This window comes from Psychrobacter sp. JCM 18903 (assembly GCF_000586475.1).
GTDB lineage: Bacteria > Pseudomonadota > Gammaproteobacteria > Pseudomonadales > Moraxellaceae > Psychrobacter.
Window position 1 is genome coordinate 63,538 of the sequence record NZ_BAWJ01000005.1, and the last position, 17,838, is coordinate 81,375.

Here is a 17,838-nt window from a genome sequence, read left to right on the forward strand (position 1 = left end):
TTAATCAAGGTCAAGAATATGGCTAATAATTCTACTGATACTGCAAAAACGAATAAAAAAGATGAGGCAGCTCCTATAAAAAACGAAGCACGTGATGCCGCATTAAAAGCTGCCGCCCAACGTCCACCTTATGATGCTAGCGCCTTAGGCGATACTAGCACCCGTGACTTAGTGCCAGCGATGCCGACTCATTTGTCAGCGCCTGGGGTCAATTTGGGCGCTTATATCAACACGGTGCACCAAATTCCAATTTTGACACCAATCCAAGAGCAAGAGCTGGCGCATCGCTATTATGACGAAGGCGATGTAGAAGCGGCGCGTTTGCTCGTGATGTCGCACCTGCGTTTTGTGATTCATATTGCCCGCAGCTACTCGGGTTATGGTTTGCCGCAAGCAGACTTAATCCAAGAGGGTAATCTGGGACTAATGAAAGCTGTAAAACGCTTTGACCCTAATAAGGGCGTGCGTTTGGTGTCATTTGCAGTGCATTGGATTAAAGCAGAAATCCATGAATTTGTGATTCGTAACTGGCGCATTGTCAAAGTCGCGACCACCAAAGCGCACCGTAAATTGTTCTTTAACTTACGTAGTCTCAAAAAAACCAACAACCAGCTCACGCTAGAAGAGGCTGATGCCATTGCCAAAGACTTGAATGTCACACGCAAGCAAGTGTTAGAAATGGAGTCGCGGCTTACCTCTTATGACGCCTCGTTTGAAGCGCAATCTAGCGATGACGACGATGGACGTTATGCACCGCAGCTATTTTTAGAAGATGGTATCGATCCTGCAGAGCAGTTAGAAGAAGCAGATTGGGAAGAAAGCAACTCATCTGCATTGATCGCGGCAATGGATACCCTTGATGAGCGCTCACGCGATATCGTGGAGCAGCGCTGGCTCTCTGAGCAAAAATCAACCTTACACGAATTGGCAGCCGTCTACTCTATCTCAGCAGAACGCGTGCGCCAAATCGAAAAAAATGCCATGGACAAAATCCGCGAGGCAATGACCATTGATAGCGTTATTTTGCCAGACGATATTCAGTAGCAATTACCTATCAGTAGTGCCTGTCTTTCACCAGCGGTAGTTTTTAGATAATACGAGTTTGTCATGTTAAATTGGATAGGTATTGCGGCGATCAATATGGCCATTGCTGTCGCTTTAGGAGCGTTTGGAGCGCATGGCTTAAAAAACATCGTCAGTGCTCAACAACTCGAATGGTGGCACACTGCAACACTGTATTTGTTTATACATGCGCTGGGTTTATTACTGGTTGGTCTGTTAATTCGCCTAAAATATGTCAAGCAAACCACCGCATGGCTATTACAAATTGGCATTATAATATTTGCTGGTAGCTTATATGCGATGACACTTGGCGCACCACTTTGGTTTGGCGCGATCACGCCTATCGGTGGTGTACTAATGATTGCAGGTTGGCTATGGTTAGCAGTGTCATCATTTAAGATGAACAAATTGGTCGCAAAATAGCCAGTTAAACAAGAATAATTAAATTGCATTTTAGAGCATGTGCTCATTTTGAAAATAGAGATAAAAATGAGAACACGACTTAGTACGCACAAAAGGATAAAAAATCATTAAGGAGTATATATTATGAGTACCATTATCGTTAATGGTAAGACACTACAGACTACCCATCAGGCCGTGCAATTGGTCATCAATGAGCTTGGTCTTAGCCAAGGTCGTTATGCAGTAGAAGTCGATGGCGAACTGATTCCAAAGAGTGAGCTTGCTCAATTAAGTATCGCTGAAGGTATGAATATCGAAGTGGTACAAGCAGTCGGTGGTGGCTAATTAGCCAAAATAATGATCTGTTGATTTGACAATGAATGTACTTAAAGAAATATATTTAAAGATGAGTTTTTAAAAAATAATTGCTCATAAAAAAGACCTCAACGTAGCAAACGTTCGAGGTCTTTTCCCGTTTTAGGCAATGTCATTTAGAGATATCTAAAAATGCGGCTATTTATACTATTTATTATTTCATCAGCCAGTAATCATTAACCTTTAAATATCCTAAACTCTATAACATTAGACTGCTGGAGCAGCATCGTCTGTCATCAGCTCTTCATAGCGTCCATCACGCCCAGCACCCTGAGTCTTTTTGCTCTCCAACTTGGTTTTATATTTGCGTACTTGTCTATCGAGTTTGTCTGCCATCTCGTTAATGGCTTTATACATATCATCGTCAAGCGCTTGGACAAACATCTCTTTACCCGAGACTCGCATAATCGCTTCAGCCTTATGGCTCTTTATAGCACCGCTGTTATCTAATGATAAAATGACTTGAATACTTTGTATTTGATCAAAATGACGACCAATTTTATCAAGTTTTTCTTGAACAGCTGCGTTCATAGCGTCGGTAACACTGATATGGTGACCACTGATAGAAACATTCATATTATTGTCCTTTTATTATGACTTACATTGTTGCCTACGTTGTTGCTTGCGTTGTTACTTACAATCAACAGATGAGCCAGCATTCCTGCTTTTTCACCCTGCCTTACCAACAATGAATGGGGTGTCTTTATTAATCAGCGCCTTTAATAATCGATACTGTTAGCAAAAATTGAACGTGTCCTTTTGTCGTCATTTTGACTAATGATATAAGTAAATACGCTAGATCGACACTTGGATTTCGTTGTTGGTATGACTCTAATTTGTCATGAATATCAAATAGTAGCAAGACAGTAAATTGTAATTAAATGTAATAAAAACGGTTGTTTCCTCAGTGTTTCTATATAATCAAAAAATTTTATTTTTTATATCTTCTAAAAAACATACTAACAACAGCATTACCCTTCTGCTAACTCATTGAATTGTGACATTTAATACTTCTGTTTACGCTGAGTAGACGAGCCAATATTCATTGCTTCACGATATTTGGCCACGGTTCTTCTGGCGATATCGATACCTTCCGATAATAAACAATCTTTTATGCGACTGTCAGATAATGGCTTTTTGGCATCTTCATCGGCTATCAGTTGCTTAATCATGGCGCTAATGGCAGTCGATGAAATATCACCGTCGGTACTGCTGACATGAGATGAAAAGAAATGTTTGAGTGAAAATAATCCCTGCGGCGTCAAAATTGTTTTACTGGTGGTTAGACGTGAAACGGTCGATTCGTGCAAACCCACTTCTTCCGCAATGGCTTTTAGGATGAGCGGTTGCATGGCAGTTGCGCCATGCTGCAAGAACTCTTGCTGATAACGCACGATACTGGTTGCCACTTTTAATAAGTTCTGATTACGCTCTTCAATACTACGAATAAACAAGCGCGCATCGGTGAGGTTTTCACGCAGATATTGATTGTCAGGGCTGTCATCACCGCGCTTCACCAAATTGGCATATTCTTGATTGACTCTTAGCTTTGGCATGGTGTCAGGATTGAGGCGCACATTCCAGCCGTCCTCCTGCGTCGATGTATCTGAACTCGTCTGAATCTGATGGTGACGTATAGGCGTGACCAAAACATCAGGAATATCATAGCTGGCTGGCGACTGAGTATAGTCTGGTTGACTGCTTTGAAATAGCAAGCCAGGTGACGGATTCAAGGTACGCAGCAAGTTAAGCGCGGGGGTAATCTGTGCAGGTGCGAGACCAGTCCGCTCAGTCAATGCTTTGATGTTATTGCTCACCAAATGCTCACTGGCTGACAATAATGCTTGCGCTTCTTTTAGATGGTCAGTATTTGCATCGAGCTTGGACAACTGAATCGCTAGGCACTCAATGAGATTTCGCGCCCCAACACCCAGCGGATCGCAAGACTGAATAACACGTAAAACAGCCATGACTTCATCGTGCTCAACAGATTCATCCCATTGATAAAAACTTGCCATCGTATCGAAGCTTTGCAACAGCTCATCGATATCAAGCCGCACAAAACCCATGTCATCCATAGAGTCCATCAGATAAGTTGCAATCAACATGTCCGCTTCGGAGAGATGCTTAAAGTTCAGCTGCCAGCGCACGTGGTCTTGTATGGTGGCAGAAGTGCCGCCTTGATAACTGTCAAAATCCTCGTCACCTTTGCTCCCCGAATTGCTTGACGTAGATGCATAATTACTGCTATCAACACTACTTTCAAAGCTACTATAGTCGTCACTATCCATCGTATGATTGTCTATGGCACCATCATCGATACTGGTTTGCTGTAATTTGTCTAAGCTGTCACTAAAGTCTTCATCTGGTTCAGAGGTATGGGTATTACTCTCAGAGATTGTACTAAATGTATCAGTACTCTGGTTCCAGCTATCAAGTGTCAATGACTCATCTACTCTATCGCCGCTGCCATAATCGTATTCATCTTCATCATCCTCAATACGTTCAAGCAATGGATTACTATCCAGCTTGGCCTGAACTTCTTGCGCAAGCTCAAGACTAGAGAGTTGCAGCAATTTAATGGCTTGCTGCATTTGCGGGGTCAGTTTTTGTGAGGTGCTCAGCGTGGTCGCCAATCCGAAAGACATACTCATGGGTGGCTTATTACACTCCGATACTGGTGATAGTCTATATATGTTGCCACTTAAAGTAGCGATTTAATGTTATCAGGACATGACGATAGCATTTTTCGTGGCAATTTTGCTATGATAATTTATAGACGGCCCAATACGCTTATTGCTCTCTACTTATAAAACTCTATAAATTTAACCGTTTTAGCATGAACTGCTAAACAATAAACAACCAAATCTTGTTGATAATAATAAGGCTATATAAAAAATACAAGGTACATGACACAAAACCTTCGAGCCAATTGAATCACTCTTAACATTAACCGAGAATAATACGATGAATGACCAAGCAAACAAACCGCACCTTATCACTGCTGCGATTCAAATGAATAGCCAGCAAGACATCGAAAAGAACCTAGCGGCTATAAAAGCTGCCATCAGCGATGCCAGTCATCAAGGTGCTCATCTTGTTGTCTTACCTGAAAACTGCTGTAGCATGGGCGAGCAATTTGCCACCGCAGAGCGCTTTGATGCGCTATCAGCGACGATAGCAAACTATGCCAGTACTTACGGTGTCTATGTGCTGGCAGGCTCACTGCCCTGCCCTTATCGCCCTGATGGCGTCATCGTGCCTGATGGCAGACTGCGCCAAGTCAGTCAGCTATTTGCCCCTGACGGCACGCGAGTGCACGCTATGACAAAATTCACCTATTCACGGCGACGGTAGCAGATAAACATGGCAGCTATAATGAAGCGGCGACGTTTGAGCCCGGCACACAGACTGTAGTTGCAACAGTAGAGAGTGATCATGCTGCTTATCAACTGGGTATGATGGTTTGTTTTGATTTGCGTTTTCCCGCATTGGCACAGCGCTTACGTCAAGCAGGCGCTGACCTATTAAGTGCGCCATCGGCATTTACTTACTTAACGGGGCAAGCACACTGGTCGCTGTTACTTCGCGCACGGGCGTTAGACAGTCAGTGCATGGTCATTGGCGCAGCACAAGGCGGCGACCATGTTTATAAAAACGGTGATATCCGTCAAACGTGGGGGCATACCACTATCACAGCTTTTGATGGCACGGTTATTAACAGCTATGAGGATAGTGAATTAAACAACGCTATTCATAAAGATAATAAAAATTATGCTTTGATCTTGGCAACCTTAGATAAACAGACTCAACAGCAAGGCCGCCAAAAAATGCCCATTTTTGACTGTCATCGTTTGGCGTAAGTCAATTTCCATATTGAGTATTGAGTATCGAATGTTAGGTGTTGTCCTTTTCGGTCCGTGTATGAGTCGCGCGCGGATGAGCGCGATCATAGACTTGTGTAAGTTTAGCGAAATCGACATGGGTATAAATTTGCGTGGTACTAATATCGCTATGCCCAAGCATTTCTTGCACCGCGCGCAAATCACCACTGCCCGACAGCATGTGCGAGGCAAAACAATGACGCAATAGATGCGGATACATATTTTGTGCGATGCCAGCACGCGTAGCCGCAACTTTGAGACGCTGCTGCACTGCCCGTGTTGATAAACGTGTACCCAATTTTTCACTAATGAATAATGCGCTGTCCATTTGCTCCACCCACAGATTACGATGCGGTAGATAACGACTAATCGCCTCTGCTGCCTTGATACCTAACGGCACCAAACGCGTTTTATTGCCCTTACCTGTCACGCGCACGCGCAGGTCTGACAAATCCACATCGACCATATCCAACGCGACCAACTCACCTACGCGCAGACCGCTGCTATAAAGCAATTCAAACATCGCTTTATCACGTAGCCATAGGCGCGCTTGTTCGGGTGTATCAGGCATCTCTTGGTCAAACAGCTGAGTGAGCAAATCAACATCAGCGATAGACGGCAGCGGTCGAGGACTACGCTTGAGCTGATAGCCAGTCGTTGGATTGATACGTGCCAAGTTCTCTTCTATCAACCAGCCATAAAAATGGCGAATGGCTGACAGCTCTTGCTGGACGCTGGCAAGTGCGAGCTTGTCTTCATCCAAGCGTTGGCTAATATGCTGGGCTAATTGGCGCTTATCGCAGCGCGTCCACGTCAGGCGTTTCCCACGTAAAAATAGCGCCAATTGATTCAATCCTGCAAAATAAGCGGTCAACGTATGCGGCGAGTGATTGCGCACCGACAAGACATTAAGCCAACGATGCACGGGCGCTAACAAATCACGTAATGCAGCATCCGACTCTATAGCCTCGGCGTGCTCGACTGATAGCCATGCTTTTGCCTCAGAATCTGAAGTAGGCTCCATCGTATGATTGTTTTTATTAGACATAGCCCTATTATCCATTAGCCTTCTGGATTGGGCTTGATGCCCGCTTGTGCCATCAGACCATCTGGGCTAAATACGCCTTCGTAAACAAAGGCGGTCGGACCGGTCATCATCACTGAATAACCCGGCTGCCATTTGATGATCATACTGCCACCATAAAGCTGCGCACGCACGTCTTCGCCTTCATCGAGCCAGCCTTCGCGGATACCAACCGCTACTGCGGCACAAGCGCCAGTACCACAGGCTTGCGTCTCGCCGACACCGCGCTCATAGACACGCAGACGAATGTGACGCTGGTTCATCACTTGCATAAAGCCGACATTGACGCGGTCGGGAAAGGCGGGATGCGATTCGATGGCTTTGCCTAAGGTTTCAACGTCGGCATCGAGCACGTTATCAACTTTGATAACGGCATGCGGGTTGCCCATATTGGCAACATAAAGCTGTACAGGAGTGCCATTTACATCGAGATGATAGGCATTTTGGATTTTGGTCGTGGCTCTGGGGGTAAAAGGAATTTCGCTTGGTTCAAATTTCGGCTTACCCATATCGACTTCGACCCAGCCATAACGATCAGTGGTCAATGAAATGATGCCGCTTGCCGTCTCAACACGCAAACGCTGTTTAAATGACAGTTTACGCGCTTGCACAAAACGAGCAAAACAGCGCGCACCATTACCGCACTGCTCAACTTCTGACCCATCAGCATTAAAAATGCGATAACTAAAATCAACGTCAGGACGCATCGGTGGCTCAACGACGAGCAGCTGATCAAAGCCAATACCCAAATGACGGTCACCCAGTAACTGTACCAAATCCTTGGTCAAATCTAAGCGCTGAGTCACCAAATCGATGACCATAAAATCATTGCCCAGACCATGCATCTTCGTAAATTCTATTAGCATATCCTTGTTATCCTATCCTATTTTTATGTATGCCTTATATTAGCACGCTGTCAGATACAATCATAACTATCACCGCTATCAAATACTAAGTTAACACGATGCTAAATCCACCTCGTACAGCCAAACTGATATCTCTCATTAGAGCAGGCCATAAAAAAAGCCCATCATCATAAAGACAATGGGCTTTTTATCTAGGGCATGTCCTCAATCTGAACGAAAACGCCTAAATGGGCTAAAAATGGCTAAATCTGTTGGTCAACGATTTATTTACCTTGCCACAATACTTCGTCTGCATATAACGCTTCAATGGTTTCGCGTTTGCGAATCAGTTGATGGCTATCATCGGCGACCATTACTTCACTAGCACGCGGGCGTGAATTATAATTACTACTCATGGTAAAGCCGTACGCACCAGCGCCTGTGATTGCTAAAATATCGCCTGCCGCGAGCGACAATAAACGGTCTTTCGCTAAAAAATCACCCGTTTCGCAAATAGCGCCAACGATATCCCATGGCTGTGTGCCATCAGTGTCGATGCCATTATCAGGCAAGACACTTGGAATGACTGCCATTTCAGCTTGATATAACGCCGGACGAATCAAGTCATTCATTGCTGCATCAACAATGGCAAAGTTCTTATGTTCCGTTGGTTTTAGCACATCAACCTTAGTCAATAATATCCCAGCATTTGCCACAATACTGCGACCCGGCTCAAAGAATACCGTTAAGCCAAGCTCACTAAGTTTCGGTAATAACGCTTGAGCAAACTCATCGATAGATACTGGTGTCTCATCGATATAACGCACACCCAAACCACCGCCCAAATCGATATGACGCAGCTCAATACCTTTATCACGTAGGTTGTGTATCAGCTCAATCACTTTATCCAATGCCGCGACAAATGGCGCAACTTCCGTCAACTGCGAGCCAATATGACAGTCAATACCGACGATATCGATATGGGATAATTGCGCCGCTTGCTCATAGACGGCCACCGCATCTTCGTGGGTGATACCAAATTTATTGTCTTTTAAGCCTGTTGAAATATAGGGGTGAGTCTTGGCGTCGACATCGGGATTGACCCTTAGTGAAATTGGCGCAGGTTTATCCAATTTCTGTGCCACATCATTAATCAAAGACAGCTCGCTAATTGACTCAACGTTAAAACAACCAATACCTCGGGTCAGGGCATACTCGATATCGCTATAAGTCTTGCCGACGCCTGAGAACACCACACGTGAAGCAGCACCACCTGCCGCCAATACGCGCATGAGCTCGCCACGAGAGACGATGTCAAACCCTGCCCCTGCTCGCGCCAATATACCAAGTACCGCAAGATTAGAATTGGCTTTTACAGCATAACAAATCTGGTGCGTTAAACTGGCAAAGCTATCGCTATAAGCTTGATAGACATCCAAAATGGCTTGTTTTGAGTAGACATAGCATGGCGTACCATAGTGTTTAACCACATCATTAATACTCACCTGCTCCATATACAATGCACCATCGCGATAATCTAGCGCGGGTAAATGGGCGGTTAAAGCTTGAGGATTAACATACAAGCCTTGCTCAGTTTGGATCGTGACAGATTCGCCAGTTTGTTGCTCAGAATGACTCATATAAACATCTCTAATTTCATCAGGTTATCAAAGTTAAAAAATCTTAGGGTGCACACCGAAATCTCGTTGACGGCATTGAGTCTTTAATCAGAATCAATAATCATTAGGGTCTTCACTGGGTTCCGGTAGCTTAAAATCATCCATTTCTTGATGACCATCATCTTGTGTCGAATAGGTACTACCTGTATGCCAGCGCTATCCGTAGCTCCTTGAACCGTCTGGCTACTAGCGTCGGCGAGGTATAGATTGCCTTTTTGACCGCAACCCACCAAACCCATCATAATTACCCCACTAATAATAAAAGTGGAGATAACACGGCGACCAAGATCAGCGACATTAGTGTGCTCAGTTTTCGAAAAGCGGTTAATAGTAAACATAGAATAGAGAACCTGTGACTTTGCAATGGCATGAGGATGATAAAAAGCACGAGTCATAAAGGCGATAGATCAAACCCTATAGACAGCTAGATAAAAGCTATCGCCATCGCTAAAAAATGACAATATGACTGCTTTGGATAATAGCATTATTACATAATGCTGTGTGCATACTGAATATCCCTAATCAATAAATTTGGACAAGTTTGGTTTTGCTAAGTTTTGCTAAGCTTTACTAGACCGTGCGACTGCCATTTACTAAGCGAGCGTTGATACTAGCGGTCTTAATGTATCGCTATAATGGTAAAACAGCCTATTATATTTACTTAGACAAATTTTCTTACAATTTATTATGAGCTACTATATTTGACTGTAGCAGCCGACAAACCCTAGCGACACTCGGTGTACAGTTGTATTGTCTATACCACATTCTATCGATTTAACCCTTATAGTTATCGTGGTATAGCCATAAAACTATGGTACATTATGTGTAGACCTTGCGACTGTGTTGAGGCGCTAGCATGCGACTTAACAAGCACTGATCAATAGTGCCAGCCCAAGAGTGACCAGAATCAGCAATGTACTTGCTTGACCTATGTCGGCATGGATGCGGCTGGTTTTTGTTTATTCAACCGGTACTCGTCTGTGATGAGTCACCCTTTACAAAATACAATCTAAGGACAGAGTATGAGCGCCAGCCTAACCACCACTTTTGATGACAAAAACACCGAAACATCGAACCTAATCAATCCCACCTTAGTCCTCAACTGTGGTTCCTCTTCTATCAAATACGCGCTGATTAGCGAAGACAATTCTATTCGTATCACTGGTTTGGCCGAAAACTTAGGACTCGATACTGCTCGTATCAAACACACGACGTTAAATGGAGAGAAACTGGAAATCTCTATCTCAGGTGGTCGTCATCAGTTAGCATTACAAAAAATCCTTGAGCTATTAGAACAGTATCATTTCATCGCCGTTGGTCATCGCGTGGTTCATGGTGGCCGTGAGTACTCTGCAGCGGTCCGCGTCGATGAGCATGTGCTAGACGAAGTAAAACGCTTAAAAATACTCGCGCCACTGCATAACCCTGCCCATGCTTTAGGTATCGAAGCGGTACAGGCGATTTATCCTGATATTCCTCAAGTCGTCGTCTTTGATACAGCCTTTCACCAAACCATGCCTCCTGTTGCTTTTCGCTACCCACTACCAAAAGCCCTGTACGAAGAACACAAAATCCGCCGTTATGGCTTTCATGGTACGTCTCATGCCTATGTCTCAGAGCGTGCCAGTGAAATTACTGAGTCTAAAGGCCCACATGGCTGGCTTACAGCGCATCTGGGCAATGGCTGCTCGGCGACTGCCGTTTATGATGGTAAAAGTTTCGATACCAGTATGGGTCTGACCCCGCTTGAAGGGCTCATGATGGGTACGCGTAGTGGTGATGTTGACCCAAGTCTACACATACACCTAAAGCGCCAGCTCGGTATGAGCTTGGAAGAGATTGATGCCATGCTCAATAATGAAAGTGGTCTATTGGGTGTCTCAGGCTTGTCTAACGATTTACGTACCGTCGAACAAGCGGCGAACGAAGGTCATGCAGATGCTAAGCTCGCTATCGAGATGTTCTGTTACCGCGTCGGTAAATATCTTGCCAGCTTAAGCTGCGCGCTGCCAGAATTCACAGGTATCGTCTTTACGGGTGGTATCGGCGAAAACTCAGTCACCACCCGAACCAGTATCCTAGAAGTGATGCGTCATTTCGGCATAAAAGTAGACGCTGACAAAAATGCGAGCTTGTTTGGTGGTAGCGAAGGCAGCTTCCACGCAGACGATAGCAGCATCGAGCTGTGGGTTGTGCCAACTGATGAAGAGTGCCGTATTGCTCAAGAAACACGTGAAGCATTGGGCTTACTCTAAGCTCGATATTTTTTATAAGTTGCTTATATTATAAGTTACTTGTAATTTTCTCATAAGCTTCTAGTCGTCTTATAAGCTTTTATTCATTAGACGTGTTAAGTTATTTTTTTGCCCAGCGCTTCTTATACATAGCCTATGATGAGAAGCGCGACGTTTTACTCATTCCAGCAAGGATGAAGTGAGCTTTAAAAATATAATAAACCGTAGGATACTTTATGCAAACCATTTTACTAGTTCCCATCAGCGTGGTATCGGCGTAACGTCAGCAGCGCTTGGATTGATCCGCGCTCTTGATTACAACGGTATCAAAGCGGGCTTTATGAAGCCATTTTTGCAAGATGATACACTTGATAAGCAAAACAGTTTAGACAGCTCAAGCGCATTAGCAATGCATGCTTTTGGTCTGACGCCACCTAAATCTATCAGTCGGCAGCGTGTCGAGCGTATGATTGGTGATGGTAATCTTGATGACTTAATGGAAGAAGTGGTCGTCAATTATCATACTCTTGGCGATGATTATGATGTGGTGATCTGTGAAGGCTTAGTACCGACCACAGAGACCTCTTATGCCTCGCAAATCAACCGTGCGATTGCCCATGCATTAGATGCTAGAATCATCTTTGTTAGCACTGCTGATACCAGTAAACCGGCCTATCTGGCTGATAAACTTGACGTTCACGCTCGTGAGTTTGGCGGCATCGCCCATGAGCGCACGCTCGGCGCGATTTTGATGCGTGTACATGACTTGCCAAATGCGCAAAGCACTGTAGAAAATCAAATCGTTGCCCTGGTGAAGCGGTTGTGAGTTTAGATGAAGGCTTTATGCAAGAAGTCCAGCGCCTATCACCGCATTTTAATACTGATGCGTTCCGTTTAATCGGAGTGGTGCCATTCAGTGATTCACTGTCCGTGCCTCGTACGTGGGATATCGCCACTGAGCTTGATGCCAAATGGCTCAATGTCGGTGAAGCTAAGTCACGCCGTATTAACCGCATTAGCCTAACCGCACGCTCGGTCGCACGCGTCGATGAGGTGTTTAAACGTGGCACTCTTATCGTCGTACCGGGCGATCGAGATGATTTACTATTAGCAGCAGGTTTGGCTTGTATCAATGGTATCCCGCTGGCAGGATTGGTATTAACCGGCGGCGTCGAGCCGAGTGCAACCGTCGCTGAGCTATGGCAATCTGCCCTCAAAACAGGCATCCCTGTCATGAGTGTCGAAAGCGACAGCTATGAGACCGTACAAAGCCTCATGCACATGAGCGCAGAGATTCCAAGTGATGATACTGAACGTGCTGAAGAAGTGGCCCGTTATGTCGCCGCCCATTTAGATCTTAGCTGGATTAAAGACTATTTTAGTCAAAATCATGAGCCGCGCCTCTCACCATCTGCATTCCGTCATCAAGTGGTTAAAAAAGCACAAGACGCCAAAAAACGCATCGTGCTACCAGAGGGTTCTGAGCCGCGTACCGTTGAAGCCGCTTGTATCTGTCAAAGCCGCGGCATCGCCAACTGTGTACTACTCGCTAAGCGTAGCGATGTCGAGCAAGTGGCTAAGAATCTCGACTTAGTTTTACCTGAAGGTCTTGAAATAATTGATCCTGACACGCTTGATATGAGCAAATATATCGCTGCAGTGGTCGAACGCCGTAAAGGTAAAACCAGCGCAGAAGTCGCGGCTGAATACTTAAAAGACACCGTATATCTAGGCACGACCATGCTACAGATGGATGAAGTCGACGGCCTCGTTTCTGGCGCGATTCATACCACTGCCAATACTGTCCGTCCAGCGTTTCAGTTGATTAAAACCGCACCGCAATACTCGCTTGTATCATCAGTATTTTTTATGCTGCTACCTGAGCAAGTGGTTGTCTACGGTGACTGTGCCATTAATCCTGATCCAAATGCCGAAGAATTGGCTGAGATTGCCATTCAATCAGCACAGTCTGCTGCCGCCTTCGGTATTGATCCAAAAGTCGCGATGATTAGCTATTCTACAGGCTCATCAGGAACTGGCGCGGACGTCGAAAAAGTCACTCGTGCGACCCAAATCGTCCGCGAGCGTGCGCCACATCTAAAAGTCGATGGACCGCTACAGTATGACGCCGCTTCTGTCATGAGCGTCGGCAAGCAAAAAGCGCCTGATTCACCGGTTGCTGGGCAAGCCAACGTCTTTATTTTCCCAGATCTCAATACAGGCAACACTACTTATAAAGCCGTACAACGTAGCGCCAATGTGGTGAGTGTTGGCCCAATGCTGCAAGGTTTGAATAAGCCAGTAAACGACTTGTCTCGCGGAGCCTTGGTCGATGATATTATCTACACCATCGCCCTTACTGCTATTCAAGCTCATAGCGACGCGATTTAATTGCATTAAAATGTAGGACTAATTGCGCTATAGGTAACCGACTATCAAAATGATGGTCGGTTTTTTATTGGCTATGTTTATGACTGACTTTTTAAAAAATTTTCATCACGGATAGCTAAGCGCTCATTTTACCTAGTATTTCAGCGCTTTTAATGACAGATGCCCGCTTGCCCTCTACAATAGCGCTACCATCGAAGCATTTAACCTAAAAAAGGTCAGCTGAAAAAAGGGTAAAATGCATCAACGACAACGTGCCTCTTATCTATTTTTACGCATTTATTTATGCCAAATACCAGCAAAAATCCTCAAAAAAATACACCTGCGCCAGCCATTCGTGCTTATCTTGGCGGCTCATTTGATCCCGTACATGAGGGTCATCTGCAAATGGCAATGACTGTTTATCAACGTTTGCTACCGATAGCCAAGCAGCAACAGCGCGCGCTGCACGTGTCACTATTACCCAATGCACGCTCACCCTTTAAAGAAAAAAGTACAGATCCTAAACACCGTCTGGCGATGTTAAAGCTTGCGACACTCCATACACCGCTACAAATTAATGAGCTTGAGCTGTGGCAAACACCGCCTGTTTATACCATCGATAGTGTACGCACGTTGCGCCAGCGTTATCCGCATGACAGTCTAATATTCATCATCGGTATGGATAGCGCGCTGAGTTTGAGCAAATGGAAAAACGGTTTAGAGCTTACGGATTACGTCAATCTTTGGGTGTTTAATCGTGATGACCTGTCTGATATTAATAATAAGAATAATCACCTGTTGGCAACCACGACTCATTCCACGAAAAAAACGTTAGTCGCGCAGGATACGATGAACTTGCACGCCCAATTACCTGCGCAGCTGCAATCTTTACGCATCGATGCGCCTATTGATTTATTACCGCCCACCTCTCAAGCATCGACCGATAGCCGTCTCTTGAAAAACACCCATCAAGGCCACATTTATATAGATTCGCATCCTATCGCCACGATATCCAGTACACAGATACGCCAACAGTTGCAGCCGACGGACAATCGATCGAATATAATATCCGCAGCGGCAAGGCAAATGACATCTATCGCACCAATAAATGATATCATAGACAATACTGCACCCAATCCATTAGCTAAATGGCTAAATCCTGCTGTTTATCAATATATTATCGCCCATCAGCTATATTCTGCTGCTCAATTCCGTTAAAATCGCCTTATCTTTGTCATTTTGCCCATCCAGTCTCTACAGCTGACTGGCGACATCTAGTCCATTCGACAATGCCAACGCATGCAAATTGACGATTTACCTTTTTATTTTTAATATTGACGATTCAAGAGATCAAAATTTATGACCAACACCATGACTGAAGAACGCTTAAAAGAATGCTTAGCCGTTGTTGAGACCGCTCTAGATGATATGAAAGCGAAGAACATCACCGTAATGAATGTAGAAGATTTGACTGACGTAACCGAACGCATCGTTATCGCTGACGGTACTTCTAAGCGCCATGTACGCGCAATGGCTGACAATGTCGGCGCTGAAGCGAAGCAAGCGGGCTTTATGCCACTTGGTCGCGAAGGCGGTATCGACTCTGACTGGACATTGATTGATCTGGGCGCTGTCGTCGTGCATGTGATGACGCCACAAGCCCGTGAGTTCTATGACTTAGAAGGTCTATGGTCATCACCTGAGCAATTGGCTGAGCTGGTCGCTGTACCGCGTGAAAAGAAAACCGCTGGTCGCCGCAATAAAAATAAATAATTTTATTTATTTTTATAACGCTGTGAAAACCAAAAAGACCAGATATTTATTCTGGTCTTTTTTTGTCTAAAATTTACCGTTCTAATACCCTTTCACCTACTGCTAAATTTTAAGCGGCTGAAAGCTTAGCATTAGATGAATGATTAAGCTAAGATAATACGCATTATTAATACCAGTATCAAAGTAGCCTCTCCCCTAATAAATCCCTATAGATTAGGAAAACCTATGAGCTTAGAACCTATAAATATAGCAACGCTAACATCTTCTACCAAAAAAAATACTAGTGACTTTAACCAAACCCTGCCTTTACATATTGCCAATCTAATATGCGTCCGCGCTGGCAAAGCAATGCCATTCACCCGTGAAGAAATGAGTGCTATTGATAAAGCACCAATTAACGCACCTGTCGCGGTCAACTTTATGGGATTAACCACTGATGAGCAAGCCGATCGTAAGCATCATGGCGGCCCACTCAAAGCAGTACATCAACTGGCACCTGCAACTTATGAGAAAATCAATGCAGAGTTCAGCCTAAAAGTCCGCGTTGGTACGCTGGGCGAAAACCTCACGACTGAAGCCGTGAATGGTCTACCTGAAATGACCGAATCTACAGTTTGTATTGGCGACGTTTTTGAGTATGGTGATACGGCTACTAGTACGGATGATGTTGACAATTTACAACTGCGTATCGTCCAACCACGACGCCCTTGCTACAAAATCAACGATCAGATCGGACAATTTACCAAAGTACCGAATATCGCGGCATGGGTCAGCAAACAAGGCATCTCTGGCTGGTACTTTCAAGTCGTACGTGATGGCATGATTAGCGCTGATTTGCCCGTCTATTTAATCGAACGTCCCTATCCGTTTGCAACGCTTGAAAAACTGTGGCAATTGTCTAATTCAAAAGAGAAATACGATGCCGATGTGATTGAGCCATGGCTCGCGATTGAATGTTTGGAGGAGAGTTGGAAGAAAGTGTTGGCGAAGAAGATTCGCAAGAATTAAAAAAGCTTTCAAAGATATCTCGACCTCATCTATCTACTATCAATAAAAAAATAAAGGTAAGTATAGTCAATCCTATATAAATCAGATACGGTGTCAGGCTCGCTTAGTCTACTATTTGTAGTACTTTCGCTCGCCTTCCTTGTATCCAAATTATATTGAAACGACTATATCAAAGCTCACCTTTATTCACACAGAGCATTTCATGGTAAAAAACATCTTCTTAGCGTTTGGCCTAACACTACCCTTGATTGGCTGCGTGACCACGACCTCTCCAGTAGCGACGACCAAGAGCTACATCGTGGATAGTAAAACCTACCAAGCCACTGGCAAAAGCGAACGCATCAAAACCATTGTGCTGCACTATACGGTGTCAGACAATGACCGATCCATCAAAACACTGACTACGGGCAAGGTCAGCGCGCACTATTTAGTGTTAGATAATGACGATGATAAAATCTATAATCTAGTACCAGAAAACGAACGCGCTTGGCATGCGGGTGATGGCGGCTTTGCAGGTAGAACTATCCTGAACGATACCTCTATCGGCATCGAAATCGTCAATGCAGGGATTGCGCCTGAGTATCAAAGTGCACTAAAAGACGGCAAGTTGGCGTATCATCCTTATGAGCATTATGTGGCGTTTGATGAGTTGCAGATTAAAAAGGTCGCGGAGTTGGTGCAAGATATCACCGCCAGATATGATATCTCACCAAAGAATATCATTGGTCATTCTGACATGGCACCCTCGCGTAAAATAGACCCCGGTGCCAAGTTCCCATGGCAGCAATTGTATAGAGAGTATGGTATTGGCGCTTGGTATGATGACGCTGATAAATTGTCTTTTATAGATATAGAAACATTTGCGGCGGCAACGATACCTGAGATCAAGCAGCAGTTTCGTGACTATGGGTATCAGATCAACACTAGCGACGAATGGGACAAAGCCAGTCGCGATGTCGTCTATGCCTTTCAGCTGCATTTTAGACCCCGTAACCCAACAGGAACGGTAGATTTAGAGACTTATGCTATTTTAAAGGCATTAAATAAGAAGTATTCTGATACCAACGATTTTTATTAGCCATTAACAACCAAGAATCTATCCATAACAACAATGAAAAAGGA

14 protein-coding genes and 2 pseudogenes are annotated in these 17,838 nt (G+C 44.6%); 10 read left to right on the forward strand and 6 right to left on the reverse strand.

Translation table 11 applies throughout. The features are described 5' to 3' along the window. Positions 1–180 precede the first annotated feature (180 nt). From rpoH to thiS, 3 genes are all read left to right on the forward strand, one after another. Complete coding sequence (gene rpoH, locus TT12_RS04855) at positions 181–1,044, forward strand: RNA polymerase sigma factor RpoH (RefSeq protein ID WP_198329691.1); 864 nt, start codon at positions 181–183, stop codon at positions 1,042–1,044. Positions 1,045–1,107: 63 nt separating this feature from the next. Next, on the forward strand, positions 1,108–1,485 hold the full coding sequence (locus tag TT12_RS04860; protein ID WP_045452583.1) for a DUF423 domain-containing protein: 378 nt from the start codon (positions 1,108–1,110) through the stop codon (positions 1,483–1,485). A gap of 123 nt (positions 1,486–1,608) precedes the next feature. Then, positions 1,609–1,809, forward strand: a complete 201-nt coding sequence (thiS, locus tag TT12_RS04865) for a sulfur carrier protein ThiS (protein WP_045452585.1) — start codon at positions 1,609–1,611, stop codon at positions 1,807–1,809. 237 nt (positions 1,810–2,046) lie between these two features. Here the strand turns inward: thiS and hpf are convergent, their stop codons facing one another. Together hpf and rpoN are read right to left on the reverse strand one after the other, a co-directional pair. Then, on the reverse strand, positions 2,047–2,415 hold the full coding sequence (gene hpf, locus TT12_RS04870) for a ribosome hibernation-promoting factor, HPF/YfiA family (RefSeq protein WP_045443369.1): 369 nt from the start codon (positions 2,413–2,415) through the stop codon (positions 2,047–2,049). A 428-nt stretch (positions 2,416–2,843) separates the two neighbouring features. After that, positions 2,844–4,493: an RNA polymerase factor sigma-54 gene (gene rpoN / locus TT12_RS04875; protein WP_045452587.1), complete on the reverse strand. Its 1,650-nt coding sequence runs from the start codon at positions 4,491–4,493 to the stop codon at positions 2,844–2,846. Between the two features lie 313 nt (positions 4,494–4,806). Here rpoN and TT12_RS19290 point away from each other — a divergent pair. Continuing rightward, positions 4,807–5,702: pseudogene (locus tag TT12_RS19290) on the forward strand (nitrilase-related carbon-nitrogen hydrolase). Between the two features lie 34 nt (positions 5,703–5,736). Here TT12_RS19290 and TT12_RS04885 read toward each other — a convergent pair. The 4 genes from TT12_RS04885 to TT12_RS04900 form a co-directional block, all read right to left on the reverse strand. After that, positions 5,737–6,771, reverse strand: coding sequence for a tyrosine recombinase XerC (locus tag TT12_RS04885; protein WP_045452590.1), 1,035 nt, complete (start codon positions 6,769–6,771; stop codon positions 5,737–5,739). Between the two features lie 14 nt (positions 6,772–6,785). Next, positions 6,786–7,673, reverse strand: a complete 888-nt coding sequence (gene dapF, locus TT12_RS04890; RefSeq protein WP_045443366.1) for a diaminopimelate epimerase — start codon at positions 7,671–7,673, stop codon at positions 6,786–6,788. Positions 7,674–7,936: 263 nt separating this feature from the next. After that, positions 7,937–9,292: a diaminopimelate decarboxylase gene (lysA, locus tag TT12_RS04895; RefSeq protein WP_045452593.1), complete on the reverse strand. Its 1,356-nt coding sequence runs from the start codon at positions 9,290–9,292 to the stop codon at positions 7,937–7,939. Positions 9,293–9,375: 83 nt separating this feature from the next. Further along, the gene (locus TT12_RS04900; RefSeq protein WP_207803992.1) at positions 9,376–9,669 is read right to left on the reverse strand and encodes an LptM family lipoprotein; all 294 of its coding nucleotides are present in this window, start codon (positions 9,667–9,669) and stop codon (positions 9,376–9,378) included. A 684-nt stretch (positions 9,670–10,353) separates the two neighbouring features. Here TT12_RS04900 and TT12_RS04905 point away from each other — a divergent pair. The 6 genes and pseudogenes from TT12_RS04905 to TT12_RS04930 all read left to right on the forward strand — a co-directional run bounded on the left by TT12_RS04905 (position 10,354) and on the right by TT12_RS04930 (position 17,794). Next, positions 10,354–11,586, forward strand: a complete 1,233-nt coding sequence (locus TT12_RS04905; RefSeq protein WP_045452599.1) for an acetate/propionate family kinase — start codon at positions 10,354–10,356, stop codon at positions 11,584–11,586. A 215-nt stretch (positions 11,587–11,801) separates the two neighbouring features. Further along, positions 11,802–13,956: pseudogene (pta, locus tag TT12_RS04910) on the forward strand (phosphate acetyltransferase). Positions 13,957–14,238: 282 nt separating this feature from the next. Further along, on the forward strand, positions 14,239–15,153 hold the full coding sequence (locus tag TT12_RS04915) for a nicotinate-nicotinamide nucleotide adenylyltransferase (RefSeq protein ID WP_045452602.1): 915 nt from the start codon (positions 14,239–14,241) through the stop codon (positions 15,151–15,153). A 141-nt stretch (positions 15,154–15,294) separates the two neighbouring features. Continuing rightward, positions 15,295–15,708 (forward strand): ribosome silencing factor, encoded by a 414-nt coding sequence (rsfS, locus tag TT12_RS04920; RefSeq protein WP_045443355.1) that lies wholly within the window; start codon positions 15,295–15,297, stop codon positions 15,706–15,708. 225 nt (positions 15,709–15,933) lie between these two features. Continuing rightward, entirely contained in the window at positions 15,934–16,716 is a 783-nt protein-coding gene (locus TT12_RS04925) for an MOSC domain-containing protein (protein WP_201605925.1), read from the forward strand. Positions 16,717–16,918: 202 nt separating this feature from the next. Continuing rightward, positions 16,919–17,794, forward strand: coding sequence for an N-acetylmuramoyl-L-alanine amidase (locus TT12_RS04930; RefSeq protein ID WP_045452604.1), 876 nt, complete (start codon positions 16,919–16,921; stop codon positions 17,792–17,794). Positions 17,795–17,838: the final 44 nt, after the last annotated feature.

Bases quoted from the DNA above. Each gene is read 5' to 3' on its own strand.
- rpoH (WP_198329691.1), top strand. From the start codon at position 181: ATGCCGACTCATTTGTCAGCGCCTGGGGTCAATTTGGGCGCTTATATC.
- TT12_RS04860 (WP_045452583.1), top strand. From the start codon at position 1,108: ATGTTAAATTGGATAGGTATTGCGGCGATCAATATGGCCATTGCTGTC.
- thiS (WP_045452585.1), top strand. From the start codon at position 1,609: ATGAGTACCATTATCGTTAATGGTAAGACACTACAGACTACCCATCAG.
- hpf (WP_045443369.1), bottom strand. From the start codon at position 2,415: ATGAATGTTTCTATCAGTGGTCACCATATCAGTGTTACCGACGCTATG.
- rpoN (WP_045452587.1), bottom strand. From the start codon at position 4,493: ATGAGTATGTCTTTCGGATTGGCGACCACGCTGAGCACCTCACAAAAA.
- TT12_RS04885 (WP_045452590.1), bottom strand. From the start codon at position 6,771: ATGTCTAATAAAAACAATCATACGATGGAGCCTACTTCAGATTCTGAG.
- dapF (WP_045443366.1), bottom strand. From the start codon at position 7,673: ATGCTAATAGAATTTACGAAGATGCATGGTCTGGGCAATGATTTTATG.
- lysA (WP_045452593.1), bottom strand. From the start codon at position 9,292: ATGAGTCATTCTGAGCAACAAACTGGCGAATCTGTCACGATCCAAACT.
- TT12_RS04900 (WP_207803992.1), bottom strand. From the start codon at position 9,669: ATGTTTACTATTAACCGCTTTTCGAAAACTGAGCACACTAATGTCGCT.
- TT12_RS04905 (WP_045452599.1), top strand. From the start codon at position 10,354: ATGAGCGCCAGCCTAACCACCACTTTTGATGACAAAAACACCGAAACA.
- TT12_RS04915 (WP_045452602.1), top strand. From the start codon at position 14,239: ATGCCAAATACCAGCAAAAATCCTCAAAAAAATACACCTGCGCCAGCC.
- rsfS (WP_045443355.1), top strand. From the start codon at position 15,295: ATGACCAACACCATGACTGAAGAACGCTTAAAAGAATGCTTAGCCGTT.
- TT12_RS04925 (WP_201605925.1), top strand. From the start codon at position 15,934: ATGAGCTTAGAACCTATAAATATAGCAACGCTAACATCTTCTACCAAA.
- TT12_RS04930 (WP_045452604.1), top strand. From the start codon at position 16,919: ATGGTAAAAAACATCTTCTTAGCGTTTGGCCTAACACTACCCTTGATT.